The organism is Massilia sp. DD77, assembly GCF_036961685.1.
Classification (GTDB): Bacteria; Pseudomonadota; Gammaproteobacteria; order Burkholderiales; family Burkholderiaceae_D; genus Telluria.
Window position 1 is genome coordinate 1 of sequence record NZ_JBAMDH010000061.1, and the last position, 16811, is coordinate 16811.

A 16811-nucleotide genomic window follows, 5' to 3' on the forward strand; every position below is an offset into this window, starting at 1 on the left:
GCCAGGGCTTCACCCATCATCACCAGCACCGGACCGTGTCCGGGCTCCAGTCCGCGCGCCAGGTCGTTCAGGGTCAGGCGCAGGATGCGCTCGTCGCTGCGGCTGCAGTTTTCCACCACCACCACCGGCAGGCTCGGACGCCGGCCTTCGGCCAGCAGGCGCTCGGCCGTCGCCGCGGCTTCGCGGCCGCCCATGTACTGGACCAGGGTGTCGGTCTCGGGTAAAGCGGGATGGTCAGGCTGGTCGGGTGCGGTGGAAGAGGTGAAGAAGGCCACGCTGCGCGCGACGCCGCGCTTGGTCAGCGGCTGGCGGGTGGCGGCCGCCGCGGCGACGGCGGTGGTGATGCCGGGGACCACCTCGACGGCGATGCCTTCCGCTTCCAGCGCGCGCAACTCCTCGTCGGCACGTCCGAACAGCATGGGGTCGCCGCCTTTCAGGCGCACCACCAGGGAATACTTCCTTGCACACTCCACCAGCTGCTGGTTGATCAGCGCCTGGGCGGTGGAGCGCTGGCCGGAACGCTTGCCGACCGAGATCTTCTCGGCGCGGGCGCACAGTTCCAGCATCTCGGGCGTCACGAGGGCGTCGTACAGGACCACGTCGGCCTGACCCAGCAGGCGCGCGCCGCGCACGGTGATCAGGTCAGCCGCGCCAGGCCCCGCGCCCACCAGATAGACTTTGCCCAGCGCCCCCATGCATGCCCTTTCGCTTATTGATCCAGGCGGATCATACCCGCTGCGACGGTCTGGTGGGTGACTTCATCGATCAGGATGAAGGCGCCGGTCGCGCGGATGTCGTCGTAGGCGTCGGCCGCCAGCGGCTGCTGCACGGTCAGCTTGATGCGTGCGATGTCGTTCAGCTTCAGGCCCTCAGCCGCGTTGGACTGTGCATGACGCTGCTGGGTGTTGACGTCCAGGATGCTGTCGACGCCGGTCACCTTGGCCGCGGTCTGGCGTGTGCCGTGCTTGAGCCAGTACTTGCGGCGCAGATCCAGCGGTTCGTCGGACATCCAGCACACGTCCGCCACCACCTGCTTGAGCAGGGTGGCCGGCGCCTCGGCGTTGGACAGCACGTCGCCGCGCGACACGTCCACGTATTCGTTCAGCACCAGGGTGATCGACTGCCCGGCCTCCGCCGACTGCAGCGAACCGTCGAAGGTGACGATGTCCTTGACCGTGGCGGCGTGGCCCGAGGGCTGCACCACCAGTTTGTCGCCCACCGAGACCTTGCCCGACTCGATGCGGCCCATGTAGCCGCGGAAGTCGTTCGCTTCGTGGCCGTTGTGGCGCGCCACCAGCTGCACCGGGAAGCGGAAGGGAGCGGCATGCGATTCGTCGTAGACCGAGAGCGATTCCAGCAGCTCGATCAGGGTCGGGCCTTCGTACCAGGGCATCTTGTCGGAACTGTCGACCACGTTGTCGCCCGCCAGGGCCGACAGCGGGATCGCGGTCACGTCTTTCAGGCCCAGCGACTGGGCGAACTCGCCGTAGGCGGCCACGATGCGGTCGTAGACGCTGCGGTCGTAGTTCACCAGGTCCATCTTGTTGACGGCCACGATCACGTGCTCGATCTGCAGCAGCTTGGCGATGGTCGAATGGCGCTTGGTCTGGGTCAGCAGCTCGACGCTGCCGTCGTCACCCAGCTTTACCTTCGACACGTCCACCAGGATGATGACCGCGTCGGCGGTCGAGGCGCCGGTCACCATGTTGCGGGTGTACTGCTCGTGGCCCGGGGTGTCGGCGATGATGAACTTGCGCTTCGGGGTAGCGAAGTAGCGGTAGGCCACGTCGATGGTGATGCCTTGTTCGCGCTCGGCTTCCAGGCCGTCGGTCAGCAGCGACAGGTCGATGGTGTCGCCCACGGTGCGCTTGTGCTTGGCGCGCGAGACGGCGGCCAGCTGGTCGGCGAAGATGCCCTTGCTGTCGAACAGCAGACGGCCGATCAGGGTGCTCTTGCCGTCGTCGACGGAGCCGGCGGTGATAAAGCGGAGCAAGCCGCGCTGGTTCAGGTTGTCAGCGAAGTTGTCAATTCGGGCGTTCATCAGAAATAACCTGCTTTCTTGCGTTTTTCCATCGAGGCTTCGGAAGTCTGGTCGTCCATGCGGGTCGCGCCGCGCTCGGTCACTTCGGTGACGGCGGTTTCGGCGATGATCGCGTCCACCGTGTCGGCATGCGAGGCCACCGGGCAGGTGCAGGAGATGTCGCCCACGGTACGGAAGCGCACGGTGCGGGTCTCGACCGTCTCGCCATCGCGCGCCGGGGTCAGCGGGGTGAGCGGCACCAGCAGGCCGTTGCGCGGGATGACTTCACGCTCGTGAGCAAAATAGATCGGCGGCAAGGCCAGCTGTTCGCGGGCGATGTACTGCCACACGTCCAGCTCGGTCCAGTTCGAGATCGGGAACACGCGCATGTTCTCGCCCGGGTGCACGCGGGTGTTGTAGAGGTCCCAGAGTTCCGGACGCTGGGCCTTCGGATCCCACTGGCCGAATTCGTCGCGGAAGGAGAAGATGCGTTCCTTGGCGCGCGCCTTTTCCTCGTCGCGGCGGGCGCCGCCGATGCAGGCGTCGAAGCCGTGCTCGGAAATGGTCTCGAGCAGGGTCACGGCCTGGGCCGCATTGCGTGAGTCGGTGGCCGGGTTACGCAGGCGCACGGTACCGCGCTTGATCGAATCCTCGACCGAACCGACGATCAGGCGCTCGCCCAGCTCGGCGACGCGCGCGTCGCGGAAGGCGATCACTTCGTCGAAGTTGTGGCCGGTGTCGATGTGCACCAGCGGGAAGGGGAATTTGCCGGGGCGGAATGCCTTCTCGGCCAGGCGCAGCAGCACCACCGAGTCCTTGCCGCCCGAGAAGAGCAGGGCGGGGTTGCTGCATTCGGCGGCCACTTCGCGCAGGATGTGGATCGCTTCCGATTCGAGGGCGTCCAGGTGGCGGGCGTTGACGTCGCTCAGCAGGGCGGGTTGTTCAATCACGGTGGTCATATCTACTGTGCCTGTTCTTGTCGTTGGGGCCGGATGTGCTTTACGCGGCCACGGATTTGATGCGAATGAGTTTGCCGTCGACCACGTGCAGGCCGCATTCCTTCGATTCGGGGTTTTCCCACCACCAGCGGCCGGCGCGCACGTCCTCGCCCGGCTGGACCGCGCGGGTGCAAGGCTCGCAGCCGATCGACGGGTAGCCGCGGTCGTGCAGCGCGTTGTAAGGCACCTTGTTGGCGCGGAGGTATTCCCAGACGTCTTCCTCCGACCAGTCGGCCAGCGGATTGAACTTCTGCATGCCGTGCGCGGCATCGTCTTCCTGCACCGCCAGCTCCGCGCGGGTGCTGGACTGGGCGCGGCGCTGGCCGGTGATCCAGGCCTGCTTGCCGGACAGGGCGCGGCCGAGCGGCTCGACCTTGCGCACCTTGCAGCACTCCTTGCGCAGCTCGACGCTGTCGTAGAAGGCGTTCAGGCCGTTCTGCGCTACGTAGGCCTCGACCGCCTGCGGTTGCGGGCGGAACAGGGCAATCTCGTAGCCGTAGGTGTCGCGCACCGCGTCCACCATCGCCAGGGTTTCCGCGTGCAGGCGGCCGGTCTCGAGCGAGAAGATCCCGATCGGCAGCTTCGCTTTCAGGATCAGGTCGGTGAGGACCATGTCCTCGGCCGCAAGGCTGGAGGCGAACACGGCGGGCGAGAAATCGCGCGCGATACGTTCCAGGATCGCGCGGGTTTCCGCCACGCGATGATGCAGGTCGCTCATGGAAGGCTCCTAGATGCCGGCGCCGAGGTCGCTGTGTTCCGGCTGGGCGCCGCGCTCGGCGCGGCGGAACAGCGGGACCGGCTGGTCGACCGATGCCTGGTAGGTTTCCGAGAACACCGACAGGCCCTTGAGCGCATCATGGATGTTGCGGTCCTGGCGGGTCGCATAGGCGTCGAAGCCGCAGCGGTACATCTGGAACAGCTGGTCGCGCAGCACGTCGCCGATGGCGCGCAGCTCGCCCGTGTAGCCGAGGCGCTTGCGCAGGTTGTAGGCGATCGAGTAGCCGCGGCCGTCGCTGAATTTCGGGAAGTCGACCGCGACCACCTTGAAGCGGTGCAGGTCGTCCTCGATCTCGGCGGCCAGCTGGTCCGGGGCGAACCAGACGCCGAGGTCCCGGCGATCGCTCAGCACGTTGCGCTGGGCCTGCCAGACGGCGAGCGGGACGATGACCTTGCCGGCCGGGACGTCGACCGTTTCGGCGGTCTGGTTCTCGTCGAGGCGCAGCACGCCCCAGTCGTCGGCGACGACTTCACGGCCCTTGATGATCTGTGGATGCATTTGAAGCTGAGCGTCAAGCATATTCGTCTTCCCCAACCAGTTGACCGCCCTTGATGGGGCTTGCGTACACATATTCCTTGAACGGCGCCACGCCGATGCGGTTCACGGTGTCGATGAAGCGCTCGCCTTCGATGCGGTCGCGCACATAGACTTCGAGCAGGCGGCCCACCACTTCCGGCATCTGGGTGGCCGTGAACGACGGGCCGATGATCTTGCCGATCGAGGACTCGTTGCCCTGGGCGCCGCCGATCGACACCTGGTACCACTCGCTGCCGTCCTTGTCGACGCCCAGCACGCCGATGTTGCCGACGTGGTGGTGGCCGCAGGCGTTGATGCAGCCCGAGATGTTCAGTTCGATGTCGCCGATGTCGTGCTGGAAGTCGAGGTTGTCGAAGCGCTCCGCGATGGCGGCGGCGATCGGGATCGACTTGGCGTTGGCCAGCGAGCAGTAGTCGCCGCCCGGGCAGGCGATGATGTCGGTCAGCAGGCCGATGTTCGGCGTTGCCAGGCCCTTGGCCTTGACCTGCTGCCACAGTTCGAACAGCTTGCTTTGCTCGACGTCGGCCAGCACCAGGTTCTGCTCGTGGGTTACGCGCACCTGGCCGAAGCTGTAGCGGTCGGCCAGGTCGGCCACGAAGTCCATCTGCTCGGCGGTCGCGTCGCCCGGCGGCACGCCGGTCTTCTTGAGCGACAGCAGCACGCTGGCATAGCCCGGCACCTTGTGCGGCTTGACGTTGCGGTTGACCCAGTTGGCGAAGGCGCGGTTGTCGGAGTGAAGCGCCAGCACGTCGCCGTCTTCCAGCTGCGCATAGGCCTGCGGCTGGAACCACTTGGCGACGCGGTCGAATTCTTCCTGGGTCAGGGTTTCAGGGCCGTCCTTCAAATCCGCCCACTCGGCTTCGACCAGGCGGGTGAATTCCTCGACGCCCAGGGCCTTGAGCAGGATCTTGATGCGGGCCTTGTACTTGTTGTCGCGGCGGCCGAACTGGTTATACACGCGCATTACGGCTTCGGTATAGGTCAGGATGTGCTGCCACGGCAGGAAGTCGCGGATCACGCTGCCCAGGATGGGGGTGCGGCCCAGGCCGCCGCCCGCCATGTACTTGAAGCCCACTTCGCCGGCCTCGTTGCGCACCATGGTCAGGCCGATGTCGTGCACGGCGATCGCGGCGCGGTCCTCGACGGCGCCGTTGATGGCGATCTTGAACTTGCGCGGCAGGGCCAGGAATTCGGGGTGGAAGGTGCTCCACTGGCGCAGGATCTCGGCGAAGGGGCGCGGATCGATGAGTTCATCCGCCGCCACGCCGGCGAATTCGTCGGTCGTGATGTTGCGGATGCAGTTGCCCGAGGTCTGGATGGCGTGCATTTCCACCGAAGCCAGGTCGGTCAGGATGTCCGGGGTGTGTTCCAGCTCGATCCAGTTGAACTGGATGTTCTGGCGGGTGGTGAAGTGGCCGTAGCCGCGGTCGTACTTGCGCGCGATGTGGGCGAACATGCGCACCTGCCTGGACGACAGCAGGCCGTAGGGCACGGCGATACGCAGCATGTAGGCGTGGCGCTGCATGTACAGGCCGTTCTGCAGGCGCAGCGGCAGGAATTCTTCTTCCGTCAGCTCATTGTTCAGGCGGCGCGCAACCTGGTCGCGGTATTGCGCAATCCGTTCGCGCACGATGAGGTGGTCGTAGTGGTCGTAGCGGTACATGGTCTCGTCCAAGAGGGGGGCTGGACTGCCCACCCGTTAAAGTATTTCCAATAATAAGGACCCGCGCCTATATTCCAAACTACGGAGAATTTATTTGCTTATATGCGTAACTTGAATAAGCATCTTAAAATGTCGTCTACTGCCAAACCAACAACCCGCCCTGAATGAATCTTCATCAATTGCGCTTCGTCCGCGAGGCCGTACGCCAGAACTACAACCTGACCGACGCGGCCAAGGCCTTGTTTACCTCCCAGCCGGGGGTGTCCAAGGCGATCATCGAGCTGGAGGAAGAGCTGGGAGTCGACATTTTCACCCGCCACGGCAAGCGCATCCGCGGCCTGACCGAGCCGGGCCGGCTGGTGCTGCAGTCGGTCGAGCTGATCATGCAGGAGATCGACAGCCTCAAGCGCATCGGCAAGGAATACGCCGCCCACGACAGCGGCAGCTTCACCATCGCCACCACCCACACCCAGGCGCGCTACGTGCTGCCCAAGGTGGTGCAGGCCTTCATGCAGAAATACCCGAAGGTGCGCCTGTCCCTGCTGCAGGGCAATCCGCGCCAGATCGCCGACATGATCAAGAACGACCAGGCCGACCTGGCCATCGCCACCGAGTCGATCACGGCGGTGGACGGCCTGATCACCCTGCCGGCCTATCAATGGGAGCACGTGGTGGTGGCGCCGCCCGAGCACCCGCTGTTCAAGTCGCGCGCGGTGTCGCTGGAGGAAATCGCCAGTTATCCGGTGATCACCTACGACGCCGCCTTTGCCGGACGCAGCAAGATCGACCACGCCTTCGCCTTGCGCAACCTCAAGCCGGACGTGCTGCTGGAAGCGATCGACGCGGACGTCATCAAGACCTATGTGGAGCTGGGCATGGGCATCGGCATCATCGCCAGCATCGCCTTCGACCCCGAGCGCGACCGCAACCTGCGCGCGCTGCCGGTGGGGCACCTGTTCGGCATGAACACCTCGCGCGTGGCGGTCAAGCAGGGCGCCTACCTGCGCAGCTATATCTATACGTTCATCGAACTGCTGGCGCCCACGCTCAACCGCAAGATGGTCGAGTCGGCGATGCGCGGCGGCGAGAATTACGAACTGTAAAACGACGAACTGTAAAACGACGAACTGTAAAACGACGAACTGTAATAAAAAAGGAAATACCATGAACAAGGATGCGGTCGCTGCCGACGTCGCAAGCTACTACGCCCGCAATGCCGAGCGCTACCATACCCTGGTCGAGCAATCGGAAGAGCGCTCGGAAGACCTGATGGAGGCGGGCGAGCAGCTCGCCATCCTGCTGTCGGGCCACCGGGTGCTGGAACTGGCCTGCGGCACGGGCGTCTGGACCGAAATGATCGCGCAAAGCGCGGAATCGGTCGTCGCCACCGATATCAACGAGGAAATGCTGGAAGTCGCACGCGAACTGGGCGAGGGCCTGGACAATGTGCAGTGGCGCCAGGCCGACGTGTTCGACCTCCCGGCCGACCTGGGCAATGAAACGAACAAGTTCACCGCGGTCTTCATGGCCGGCCTGTGGGCGCACTTCACACGCGACCAGCAAGACCTCTTCCTGGCCCAGCTCAAGAAGCGCCTCGGCAAGGACGTGCTGCTGGTGCTGGTCGACGACGAATACATCGAAGGCGAAAGCGCCACCATCGCGCGTACCGATGCCCAGGGCACGACCTGGCAGATCGTCGAGGACGAGGACGGCAGCCGCCACGAGCTGCCCAAGAGCTACCCGACCGACAGCGCGCTGCGCAAGCGCCTTGGCAATGCCGGCAAGGAGATCAAGATCGCGCGCTGGGAGTTCTACTGGGTGCTGACCTGCAGGCTCAAGTGAGCTTGACAGGCCGCCGCGCCCAGGCTCTGGAAAATGGCAGAGGCCGCCGGCATTGCGGCCGGCCGTCAATACAGGGCACTATTGCTGATCGATACACCTGAACCTCGCTATTCCGTGCATTCCCCAATCTGTCTCCGCGTCATCTTGGTAGCGCTCACTCTGTGGCTGGGCTGGGCAGCGCCGGTGCGCGCGCTCGACCCCGCCGTCCGCCTGGGCGCCTACCACCACGACATCTGGACCGGCGAGCAGGGCGCCCCGCGCGAGATCGACGCCATGGCCCAGACCCTGGATGGCTGGATCTGGCTCGGCACGACCTCCGGCCTGGTCCGCTTCGACGGCGTGCGCTTCGAGGCCTTCCAGCCGGCGGACGGCCACAGCCTGCTGGGGAAGGGAATCACCGCGCTGGCGCCCCATCCGAACGGCGACCTGTGGATCGGCTACACCTTCGGCGGATTGAGCGTACTGCGCGAGGGGCGACTGCACCATCTGTCGCCCGTCGCGGGCAATCCGGTCGGCGCCACCTACAGTATCGCGTTCGAGCGCGACGGCAGCGCCTGGGTCGCCGCGACCACCGGCCTGTTCCACGTCCGCGACGGTGTCCTGACCCGCATGGGCGCGGCGCAGAACTATCCCATGGCGCGCGCCGAATATGTCTACCGCGACCATTACGACCGCCTGTGGGCTTCCGACGGCGTGGCCCTGTACCTGCTGGACCGCGCCAGCGGGCGTTTCGCGCCCTTGTTTCCGGTGCGGCACAATCCCTTGATCCTGGGCTCGCCGGACGGGCGGGTCTGGATCCTCGACGATGGCCGGGTACGGCTCCTGCCCGAGCCGGCGGGCGGCTGGCGTCCGGCGCCCGCCAGGGCGCTGGCCGGCAGCAGCTTCCAGACCCTGTTCGACCGCGATGGGAATTTTTGGAAGGGCAATTGCCCAGTGGGCTTGTGCCGTGCTTTTCCCGCGAGCTGGCAGGCCAACGAAAAGCAGTTTCCGGACCGCGTCGGCGATGAACGCCTGGACCAGTCGTGGCAGATGAGCAGCCTGAACGTGCATTCGATGATGGAAGATCGGGAGGGCAACATCTGGGTCGGTACGGTCGCCGGGCTCGAGCGCTTCCGGCACAACAAACTGATCCGCTTGCCCTTTCCTTCCGATGCCGAACGACTCGGCCTGGCGCACGACGGCGGCGGCACGATCTGGGCCGCCACCCAGTCGCCCGGCGACATTGCCCGGCTCTGGCGCGTGGATGACGGCGCCATGCGCCTGGTGCCGACCGACCAGAACGCCTATGTGGTGACCGCGGCCGGGGACGGTACCGTGCTTGTCGGCGGCAACCGCCGGATCGAGCGCCGGCGCGGCGACCAGCTACTGGAGAGCATTCCGCTGCCCCCCGTCCTGCCGGGCCAGAACAAGCGCAACTACGTCATCCTGGTCGTGCAGGACCATGACAGCCTATGGGTCGGCATCGGCGGGCGCGGCCTGTACCGCTGGCACGGGGGCAAGTGGCTGCCGCCGGAGGCCCACCCGCAGCTGAAAGGCCTGCTGTTCGCGACCGCGGACGCCCGCGGGCGGACCTGGTTTGGCCTGCGCAACAACCGCGTCGTGCTGCGCGACGGCGAAGACTGGCGCGAATATGGGGAGCGCGACGGCATCGCCCTGGGCGGCGTGCGCTTCATCGATGCGCGCGGCGAGGTACTGCTCAGCGGCGACAACGGCATGGCGGTCCTGCGGGATGGGCGTTTCCGGCCTATCGTCCCGGAACAGGCCGACACGCTGTCGAACGTCTCCGGCATCGCGCTGACGGCCGATGGCGACCGCTGGCTCAACACCAGCCGCGGCCTGCTGCGGGTGCGCGCCGCGGACTGGAGCGCCTCCATGCGGGACGCCGCCGTGCCGCTGCGCGCGAGCTTGTGGAACGAGGTCGAGGGCTATCCGGGCAGTGCGGAAACCGTGGTGCGCATGCCGTCCGCCTTCACCGCGCCCGACGGCAAGGTCTGGCTCGCCGGTACCGATGGCGCCGCCTGGTTCGACCCGGCGCGCCTGCGCGCGAACGCGCTTGCTCCGCTGGTGGAGATCCAGGCCATCCATGCCGGCGGCCGGCGCCACCTGCCAGGCGGGATCGCCGCCTTCGCGCCCGGCACCGAGCGGCTGCAGATCGACTACACGGCCCTGAGCTACACCATGCCCGAGCGTGTGTCCTTCCGCTACCGGCTGGTGGGGCTGGACCAGGGCTGGCAGGAGGTCGGCGCGCGCCGGGTTGCCTATTACACCAACCTGGGACCGGGCAGCTACCGTTTCGAGGTCGAAGCCATGAACGAGGACGGCGTGGCGAGTGGCGTGGCGGCCACGGCGCCTTTCGAGATCCGCCCGCGCTTCGTGCAGACGCGCGCCTTCGCCGCCCTGTGCGTGGCGCTGGCGGCGCTGGCCGTCTTCCTGCTGGTGCGCCTGCGGCTGGCGCAGGTCCGGCGCCAGTTGCAGGCGCGCCTGGAAGAGCGCTTCAACGAACGCGAGCGCATCGCCCGCACCCTGCACGACACTTTCCTGCAAAGCCTGCAGGGCCTGATCCTGCGCCTGCAGGCGCTGGCGCTGCGCCTGGAGCCCGGCAGCGAGGCGCGCAAGCAGCTGGACAGCGCGCTCGACCTGGCCGACAAGGTGGTGCTGGAGGGCCGCGACCAGGTGATGGACCTGCGCGTCGCCGCCGATGCCCCGACCCTGGCCCAGGCCCTGGCCGATGCCGCCGCCCTGCTGAAGGAGGGGAGCACGGTGCGGGTGGCGCTGCGCACCGAGGGGAACTGCGTGCAGCTGCCCTGCGCGCTGCATGACGAGGTCTACCACATCGCGCGCGAGGCGATCGCCAACGCCGTGCGCCACGCGCGCGCGGAGCTGATCGAGATCGACCTGGCCTGCCACGGCGGCCAGATGGTGCTGGCCGTGCGCGACGACGGCATCGGGCTCGATCCCCTGGTCCAGATGCATGGCCGCCCCGGCCACTGGGGCCTGACCGGCATGCGCGAGCGCGCGGCCAGGATCGGCGGCCGGCTCGTGATCCGCAACCGCCCCGCGCGCGGCGCCGAAGTCGTGCTTACTTTGCAAGCCGATGCGGCCGGCAGCCAGCGCGCGGCCGCGCGCGAGACGGCCGGCGTGGCCTGATCGACAATTCCCTGTGGCCGATTGGCCACTGTTGGAGCGAATCTTCAGCGCAAGGAAGCGTGCGCGCCCATAATAGCGGCACGCGGGCGTTCGCCTGCCGCTTCCTTTCGCTTCACGATGCTCGCCACCCAGCAGATCTTCCTCATCGCCTCGCTGCTTTGCTTCCTGACCTTCCTCGCGCTGCTGTCCGTGAATGCGGACGGCGTGCGCGGCATGCGCGCCATGCTGCTGGCGTCGGTGCTGGGCATGGCCGGCAACGTGCTGTACGCCTTCGGCCGCGAACTTCCGCCCGTACTGGCCTACGAGGGCGCGAACCTCGCCTACGCCGCCGCCGGCGCCGCCCTGGTGGCGGGCTACCGCCAGTTGACCGGGCACGAGGCCGGCAAGCCGCTGCTGGCCGCCCTGGTCGCCGCCTTCGGCGTGCTGGTGGCATTCTTCCATTATCACATCGACTCCTTCGCCGCGCGCAGCGTCCTGGTCTCGCTGTTCCAGGCGGGCGTGTGCGTGGCGATCGCCCGCACCGTGCTGGCGGCGCGCGCGTCCTGGCAGGGGCCGTTCTATCCCCAGCGCTTCGTGCTGGCGATGTGCGCGCTGGTGGCGCTCGGGCACGCGGGGCGCGTGGCCTGGCTCGCGCTGGCCCAGCAGCCCCCGGGTTCGCTGCTGCAGCCGAGCGCCGTCGGCACGCTGTTCCTGGTCGCGGCCTCGCTGGCCCTGCCTGCGCTGGCCCTGGGCGGCCTGCTGGTCGCGCACCGCCAGATCGTTTCGCTCGCCGAGTACGCGGCCCGCCACGACGACCTGACCGGCGCCTGGTCGCGCAAGGCATTCCACGAAGTGGCCGCGCGCGAACGCTCGCGCGCCGTCCGCAGCGGCAAGCCGCTGGGCCTGATGCTGGTCGACCTGGACAACTTCAAGGCGATCAACGACGCCAGCGGCCACGCCGCCGGCGACGCGGCCTTGCGCCTGGTGGCCGATAGCGTGCGCAAGGTGCTGCGCGGCGGCGACGTGCTGGCGCGCATGGGCGGCGACGAGTTCGTGCTGCTGCTGCCGGATACCGACCTGGAGGCGGCGTGCGCCGTCGGCGAAAAGCTGCGCAAGGCGGTGCAGGCCGCCGTCGGGCGGCCGGAGCGCAAAGGCATGGCCCTGCTCACCCTGAGCATCGGCGTCACCGTGATCGCGCGCGGCGAGCAGCTCGAGCAGGCGCTGGCGCGCGCCGACGAGACCATGTACGAGGCCAAGGCGGCGGGGCGCAACCGCGTCGCGGCGAGTGCGCCGGAACCCTACCTGGCGCTGGTGCGGCGCGCAGGCTGAAGGACAGCGCGCGGCATCCGCATCGTCGGGTTGGCGGCGTAGCCGCCAACCCTGCCGGGCATGAAAAAAGCCGGCGCAGCCGGCTTGAGGCGCCCGCCGCGGATGCGGCGAGCTTGCGGTGTGCGTGACACGCGGCGGGATGCCGCGCGCCCGGCCCACCGTTCTTAGAACGAGTGACGCAGGCCCAGGCTCAGCACCGACGGATCGGCGCCGAGGGCAGTGGCCGGCGGGGTCACGCTGGTCGACGAGGAGTTGATGCCGAAGTTGCCGCGGCCGTTGTTGCGCAGCTGGGCGTAGGTCGTGTAGATGTTGGTGCGCTTCGACAGCGCGTAGGTGTAGGCCAGCGACACGGTGTTGCCCTTGGCGCCGGACTCCAGTTTCTGCTGCTGGAAGTTCAGGAAGAACTTGTTCGAACCGGCGGTGTAGGCGGCGCCCAGGTTGGCGTTCTTGTATTCGTTGTTCGCGCCGGTCAGGTCGGCGACCATGTAGTTACCCTTGATCTCGAAGGCGCCGAAGCTGTAGCCCGCGCCGAACGCCCATTCCTTGTCGTCGCCGGTCGCCAGGCGCTCGAACACATGGTAGCCGCCGCCCAGGTACAGGCCGCCGTTCTTGTATTCCAGCGACACGCCCATCAGGTCGCCCGAGGGATCGACGCTCTTTTCGCCGGCCGAGTAGGCGGCGTTCACGACGAAGCCCGACAGGGCATTGCTCTTGTAGTTGACCGAGTTCGCCAGGCGGCGGGTCAGGCGGTTGGTGCCGAAGGCCGACAGGTTGCTGCCGAACATGCCCTGGCCCAGGATGTCGGAGGCGGCGGCGACGGCGGCGATCGGGCTGTACTCGCGGCCCACGGTCAGGGTGCCGAAGTCGCCCTGCAGGCCGACCACGGCGCGGCGGCCGAACAGCGAGGAATCGGCGGCGCCGGTGTCCAGGGCCACGCCCGCCTCGATGTTGAACATTGCCTTCAGACCGTTACCCAGATCTTCAGTGCCGCGGAAGCCGAGACGGCTGCTCGACTGGTTGCCCGAGTTGATTACGGTGCGGCGGTCTTCGCCCGGTGCATCGGTGTCCTCGATGGCGATGGCAGCGTCCATCACGCCGTAGACTTGTACATTGGTCTGGGCTTGGGCGAACAGCGGCAGGGAGGACAGCAGTGCGGCGGCGAGGCATTGATACTTCATGAAGATCTCCAGTGTGGTTTCGACAAGATGTTGAGTGAGCGATGTCACTCAGATCGACCGGGATCTTAGCGAGGCAATATGTCTGCTTGATGACATTCAAGCCATGTTGCAGCCGCATCAAGCTGCATGCGGCCCCCCTTCAGACGAGGTGCTTGGCGACAGGGAGGACGATGTCGATGCGCGTGCCCGGCGGCTCGTCGCTGCTGATGGAAATCTCGCCGCCCATGTTCCAGACCCGCTCGCGCATGCCCACCAGGCCGAGCGACTGGGCCTTGTCCATGTCTTCGGCGCGGATGCCGCGGCCGTCGTCGCGGATGCTCACCATCAGCGCGTGCCTGGTGCGGAACAGCTTGAGCAGCACGCTGCCGGCGCCGGCGTGGCGGGCGACGTTGGTCAGCGCTTCCTGCACGATGCGGAAGATGGCGGTGCTGGCGGCATCGCCGAGGCGCAATTCGGATTCGTCGGCCAGCAGGGTGCAGGCGATGCCGTGGCGTTCGATGAAGTCGTCGCGCAAGCCCTGCAGGGCGAAATACAGGCCGCCCTCGTCGAGTGCGCGTGGACGCAGGTTGGTGGCGATGCGGCGCAGCGAGGTGATGGCCGTGAGCAGGTTGGTTTCCATGCCCTGGATCAGGCGCACGCTGGCGCCGGGAAGGGGGGCGGTGCGCCCGAGCAGGGTCAGGTCCATGCGCAGCGAGGCCAGCAGCTGGCCGAGGTCGTCGTGCAGTTCGCGCGCGATGTGGGTGCGTTCTTCTTCGCGGATGGTCTGCAGGGCCGACGAGAGCTGGCGCAGCTGGTCGTGCGAGCGCGCCAGGGTCTGCTGCACCAGGTGGCGTTCGGAGACGTCGCGCAGGATCACGGTGTAGATCTCGCGGCCGTCGTGCTGGACGCTGGAGATCGAGCCTTCGATCGGGAACAGGTGGCCGTTGGCGCGGATGCCGGTGACGGCGTAGTCGGTGGCGCGCCGCCCGGCGCGGCCGCTGCCGGCCGGGAAGTAGTCGAGCGGCGATTGCGCGGCTGCGTTGGGCGCCTGGATGTAGCGTGCCAGCGGGCCGCCCTGCATGGCGGCGACGCTGGTGGCGAACATGGCGGCGGCGGCCGGGTTGGCCATCAGGATCAGGTTTTGCTGGTCGATCGAGAGGATGGCGTCGCTGGCGCTGTGGACGATGCGGCGGCCGTCCAGGTCGCGCACGGTCTTGCGCAGCTCACGGCCACTGAGGCGGGCGCGGCGCATCGCGGCGGCCAGGTGGCCGGCACAGTAGCCGCCGAGGAAGCCTGCCATCAGCATCGACGGGCGCTTGCCGCGGTGGCGATAGCTGCGCATGGGGGTGATGCGGGGTCGTGCCATTCGAAGCCCGGGCGTGGGTGGGCTTTCAGATTACGTCGGGGCTCGGGGAGGGGTGTTGAGGGGCGCTAAAGGGGTGGGGCAAGGATGCGCTAAGGGTAGGCGACGAACTTGGGCGGGACAATGCCAGTGGCATTGTCTCCGCCTTCGCGGGGAGTCATTGCCGCCAGTGACGGGAATGACGGTTTTACTGCTAGTGGCACAGGTATATGGCTGGATTTGGCCATCTGCCTTCGAACGTCATCCCCGCGAAGGCGGGGACCCAAGTTTGGTCGAACAGAGTTAGCTCAGTCGAATCACATCTGCTTGAACAAATGCAGGAAACTCCGGCTCACCTCCAGCTTCTCCGGCCGTCCCTTGATCTGCACCAGATGCCGCCCGCGGATATCGCGCGTCACGCCTTCGATCGCATTCACGTTCACCAGGGTCGCGCGGTGGATCTGCCAGAACAGCGAAGGATCGAGTTCGTCCGCCAGGTCGCGCACCGGCTTGCGGATCAGGGCTTCGAAGCCGGCGGTCTGCACGCAGGTGTATTTTTCGTCCGACCGGAAGAACAGGATGTCCTCGACCGGGATCATGCGCAGGTCCTGGCCGATGCTGGCCTGGATCCATTGCAGGTGCTTGGGCTTGGGGGCGGCGATCTTCTCGGCCAGCTGCGACAGCATCGCGGTCACGCTCTGGTTCACGCTTTCGTCGGGGCGCTCCAGGCGCTGCTTCAGGCGGTCGACCGTCACCTTCAGGCGCTCCGGCTCGGTGGGCTTGAGCACGTAGTCGATCGCGCCGCGCTCGAAGGCTTCGACCGCGTACTGGTCGTAGGCGGTGACGAAGACGATCTGGCTGCGGTCGCCGATCTCGCGCGCGGCTTCCATGCCGGTCTTGCCCGGCATGCGGATGTCCAGGAAGGTCAGGTCCGGATTGAGCTGGTCGACCAGCTCCACCGCTTCCTCGCCATTCTTGGCCTCGCCCAGGATCTCCAGTTCCGGCCACGCCTCGGACAGGCGCATGCGCAGCTGGTCGCGCATCAGTCTTTCGTCATCGGCAATGATTGCAGTAGGCATGGTCTTCTCGTCGCTGGAAAGGAGTGACAATTATTCAACGAAACGGGCCGGCAGGCAAGTAGCCATTCCCGCCCTTATTTCGATAACTGATAGGGCACGGTGATGGTAGCGATCACGCCGCTCGGGCTGTTGGCGCCGATGTGCAGGCTGGCGGCGTCGCCGTGCAGCAGCTTGAGGCGCTCGCGGATGGTCTGCAGCCCCAGGCCGGTGCCGTCGCTCGGCACCACCCCGAAACCGACCCCGTCGTCGGTGACGGTGACGCGCAGCTTGGTGTCGACCACGTCGGCCACGATCTTGAGCGTGCCGCCCTCGGGCTTGCATTCCAGGCCGTGCTTGATCGCGTTCTCCACCATCGACTGCAGCATCATCGGCGGGAAGGCGGCGCTGCGCAGGCTCTCGGGAATCTGGAGGTCGACCGTGAGGCGTTCTTCCATGCGCATCTTGAGCAGGTTCAGGTAGGCCTTGACCATGTCCACTTCGCGTCCCAGTCCGGTCACCACGGCGTTGTCGCGCATTTGCGGCAGCACGGCGCGCAGGTACTGGATCAGGCTGCGCTGCATGGCCGAGGCGCGCGGCGGATCGACCGTGATCAGGTGCTCGACCGAGGCCAGGGTATTGAACAGGAAGTGCGGCTCCACCTGGGCCTGCATCATCTGCATCTTAGTTTCCGACAACTGGCGCTGCATCGCTTCGCGCTCGGCCGCGGCGTTCGCCACCTGCAGCTCGGCGTCGGCGCGCTTCTTGCCGCCCACCAGGGCCTTGGTGCCGAACAGGGCCAGGACCAGCAGCAGCACGAAGTTCATGAACCAGGTCGAGGCCTGCTTGTGGTAGCGCGACACCTTTTGCTCGGCGGCGTCTTCGACGGCGGCTTCGATGGCGTTCGAGAGTTCTTCGCCGATCTGGGGCGGCAGCTCGATGTGGACCGAGTCGCCGTTCGGAT

At 66.9% G+C, this 16811-nt stretch carries 14 protein-coding genes; 4 read left to right on the forward strand and 10 right to left on the reverse strand.

What is annotated here, in order from left to right; genetic code table 11:
- From cobA to V7778_RS23900, 6 genes are all read right to left on the reverse strand, one after another.
- Nucleotides 1-695: uroporphyrinogen-III C-methyltransferase (cobA, locus tag V7778_RS23875; protein WP_335559929.1), on the reverse strand; the 695-nt coding region annotated here is incomplete at its 3' end.
- 14 nt (nt 696-709) lie between these two features.
- Nucleotides 710-2041 carry a sulfate adenylyltransferase subunit 1 gene (locus tag V7778_RS23880; RefSeq protein ID WP_335559931.1) on the reverse strand — a complete coding sequence of 444 codons (1332 nt, stop codon included), beginning with the start codon at nt 2039-2041 and terminating at the stop codon, nt 710-712.
- Nucleotides 2041-2979 (reverse strand): sulfate adenylyltransferase subunit CysD, encoded by a 939-nt coding sequence (gene cysD, locus V7778_RS23885; RefSeq protein WP_335559933.1) that lies wholly within the window; start codon nt 2977-2979, stop codon nt 2041-2043. The genes V7778_RS23880 and cysD overlap by 1 nt, the downstream gene beginning before the upstream one ends.
- Before the next feature lie 40 nt (nt 2980-3019).
- Entirely contained in the window at nt 3020-3736 is a 717-nt protein-coding gene (locus V7778_RS23890; RefSeq protein WP_335559935.1) for a phosphoadenylyl-sulfate reductase, read from the reverse strand.
- A gap of 9 nt (nt 3737-3745) precedes the next feature.
- The gene (locus V7778_RS23895; RefSeq protein ID WP_335559936.1) at nt 3746-4294 is read right to left on the reverse strand and encodes a DUF934 domain-containing protein; all 549 of its coding nucleotides are present in this window, start codon (nt 4292-4294) and stop codon (nt 3746-3748) included.
- Nucleotides 4295-4307: 13 nt separating this feature from the next.
- Nucleotides 4308-5996 carry a nitrite/sulfite reductase gene (locus tag V7778_RS23900; protein WP_335559938.1) on the reverse strand — a complete coding sequence of 563 codons (1689 nt, stop codon included), beginning with the start codon at nt 5994-5996 and terminating at the stop codon, nt 4308-4310.
- A 164-nt stretch (nt 5997-6160) separates the two neighbouring features.
- Between V7778_RS23900 and V7778_RS23905 the strand changes: the two genes are divergently transcribed.
- The 4 genes from V7778_RS23905 to V7778_RS23920 all read left to right on the forward strand — a co-directional run bounded on the left by V7778_RS23905 (nt 6161) and on the right by V7778_RS23920 (nt 12293).
- Nucleotides 6161-7099 (forward strand): CysB family HTH-type transcriptional regulator, encoded by a 939-nt coding sequence (locus V7778_RS23905; RefSeq protein WP_335559940.1) that lies wholly within the window; start codon nt 6161-6163, stop codon nt 7097-7099.
- A 61-nt stretch (nt 7100-7160) separates the two neighbouring features.
- A complete protein-coding gene (locus tag V7778_RS23910) occupies nt 7161-7838 on the forward strand; it encodes a class I SAM-dependent methyltransferase (RefSeq protein WP_335559941.1) in 678 nt (225 codons plus the stop codon).
- Nucleotides 7839-7982: 144 nt separating this feature from the next.
- Nucleotides 7983-10985, forward strand: coding sequence for a sensor histidine kinase (locus tag V7778_RS23915; protein ID WP_335559943.1), 3003 nt, complete (start codon nt 7983-7985; stop codon nt 10983-10985).
- A gap of 117 nt (nt 10986-11102) precedes the next feature.
- Nucleotides 11103-12293, forward strand: a complete 1191-nt coding sequence (locus V7778_RS23920; RefSeq protein WP_335559945.1) for a GGDEF domain-containing protein — start codon at nt 11103-11105, stop codon at nt 12291-12293.
- Between the two features lie 164 nt (nt 12294-12457).
- On the opposite strand, the gene V7778_RS23925 is transcribed toward V7778_RS23920, so the two are convergent.
- From V7778_RS23925 to V7778_RS23940, 4 genes are all read right to left on the reverse strand, one after another.
- Entirely contained in the window at nt 12458-13471 is a 1014-nt protein-coding gene (locus V7778_RS23925) for a porin (protein ID WP_335559946.1), read from the reverse strand.
- A gap of 139 nt (nt 13472-13610) precedes the next feature.
- Nucleotides 13611-14816, reverse strand: a complete 1206-nt coding sequence (locus V7778_RS23930) for a PAS domain-containing sensor histidine kinase (RefSeq protein ID WP_335559948.1) — start codon at nt 14814-14816, stop codon at nt 13611-13613.
- Nucleotides 14817-15109: 293 nt separating this feature from the next.
- Nucleotides 15110-15871: a LytR/AlgR family response regulator transcription factor gene (locus V7778_RS23935; RefSeq protein WP_335559950.1), complete on the reverse strand. Its 762-nt coding sequence runs from the start codon at nt 15869-15871 to the stop codon at nt 15110-15112.
- A gap of 74 nt (nt 15872-15945) precedes the next feature.
- Nucleotides 15946-16811: sensor histidine kinase (locus V7778_RS23940; protein ID WP_335559951.1), on the reverse strand; the 866-nt coding region annotated here is incomplete at its 5' end.

What these genes read in the sequence shown, in the direction of transcription:
- V7778_RS23900 (WP_335559938.1), bottom strand. Translation starts at nt 5,996, where the DNA reads ATGTACCGCTACGACCACTACGACCACCTCATCGTGCGCGAACGGATT.
- V7778_RS23880 (WP_335559931.1), bottom strand. Translation starts at nt 2,041, where the DNA reads ATGAACGCCCGAATTGACAACTTCGCTGACAACCTGAACCAGCGCGGC.
- cysD (WP_335559933.1), bottom strand. Translation starts at nt 2,979, where the DNA reads ATGACCACCGTGATTGAACAACCCGCCCTGCTGAGCGACGTCAACGCC.
- V7778_RS23920 (WP_335559945.1), top strand. Translation starts at nt 11,103, where the DNA reads ATGCTCGCCACCCAGCAGATCTTCCTCATCGCCTCGCTGCTTTGCTTC.
- V7778_RS23930 (WP_335559948.1), bottom strand. Translation starts at nt 14,816, where the DNA reads ATGGCACGACCCCGCATCACCCCCATGCGCAGCTATCGCCACCGCGGC.
- V7778_RS23905 (WP_335559940.1), top strand. Translation starts at nt 6,161, where the DNA reads ATGAATCTTCATCAATTGCGCTTCGTCCGCGAGGCCGTACGCCAGAAC.
- V7778_RS23935 (WP_335559950.1), bottom strand. Translation starts at nt 15,871, where the DNA reads ATGCCTACTGCAATCATTGCCGATGACGAAAGACTGATGCGCGACCAG.
- V7778_RS23895 (WP_335559936.1), bottom strand. Translation starts at nt 4,294, where the DNA reads ATGCATCCACAGATCATCAAGGGCCGTGAAGTCGTCGCCGACGACTGG.
- V7778_RS23910 (WP_335559941.1), top strand. Translation starts at nt 7,161, where the DNA reads ATGAACAAGGATGCGGTCGCTGCCGACGTCGCAAGCTACTACGCCCGC.
- V7778_RS23925 (WP_335559946.1), bottom strand. Translation starts at nt 13,471, where the DNA reads ATGAAGTATCAATGCCTCGCCGCCGCACTGCTGTCCTCCCTGCCGCTG.
- V7778_RS23890 (WP_335559935.1), bottom strand. Translation starts at nt 3,736, where the DNA reads ATGAGCGACCTGCATCATCGCGTGGCGGAAACCCGCGCGATCCTGGAA.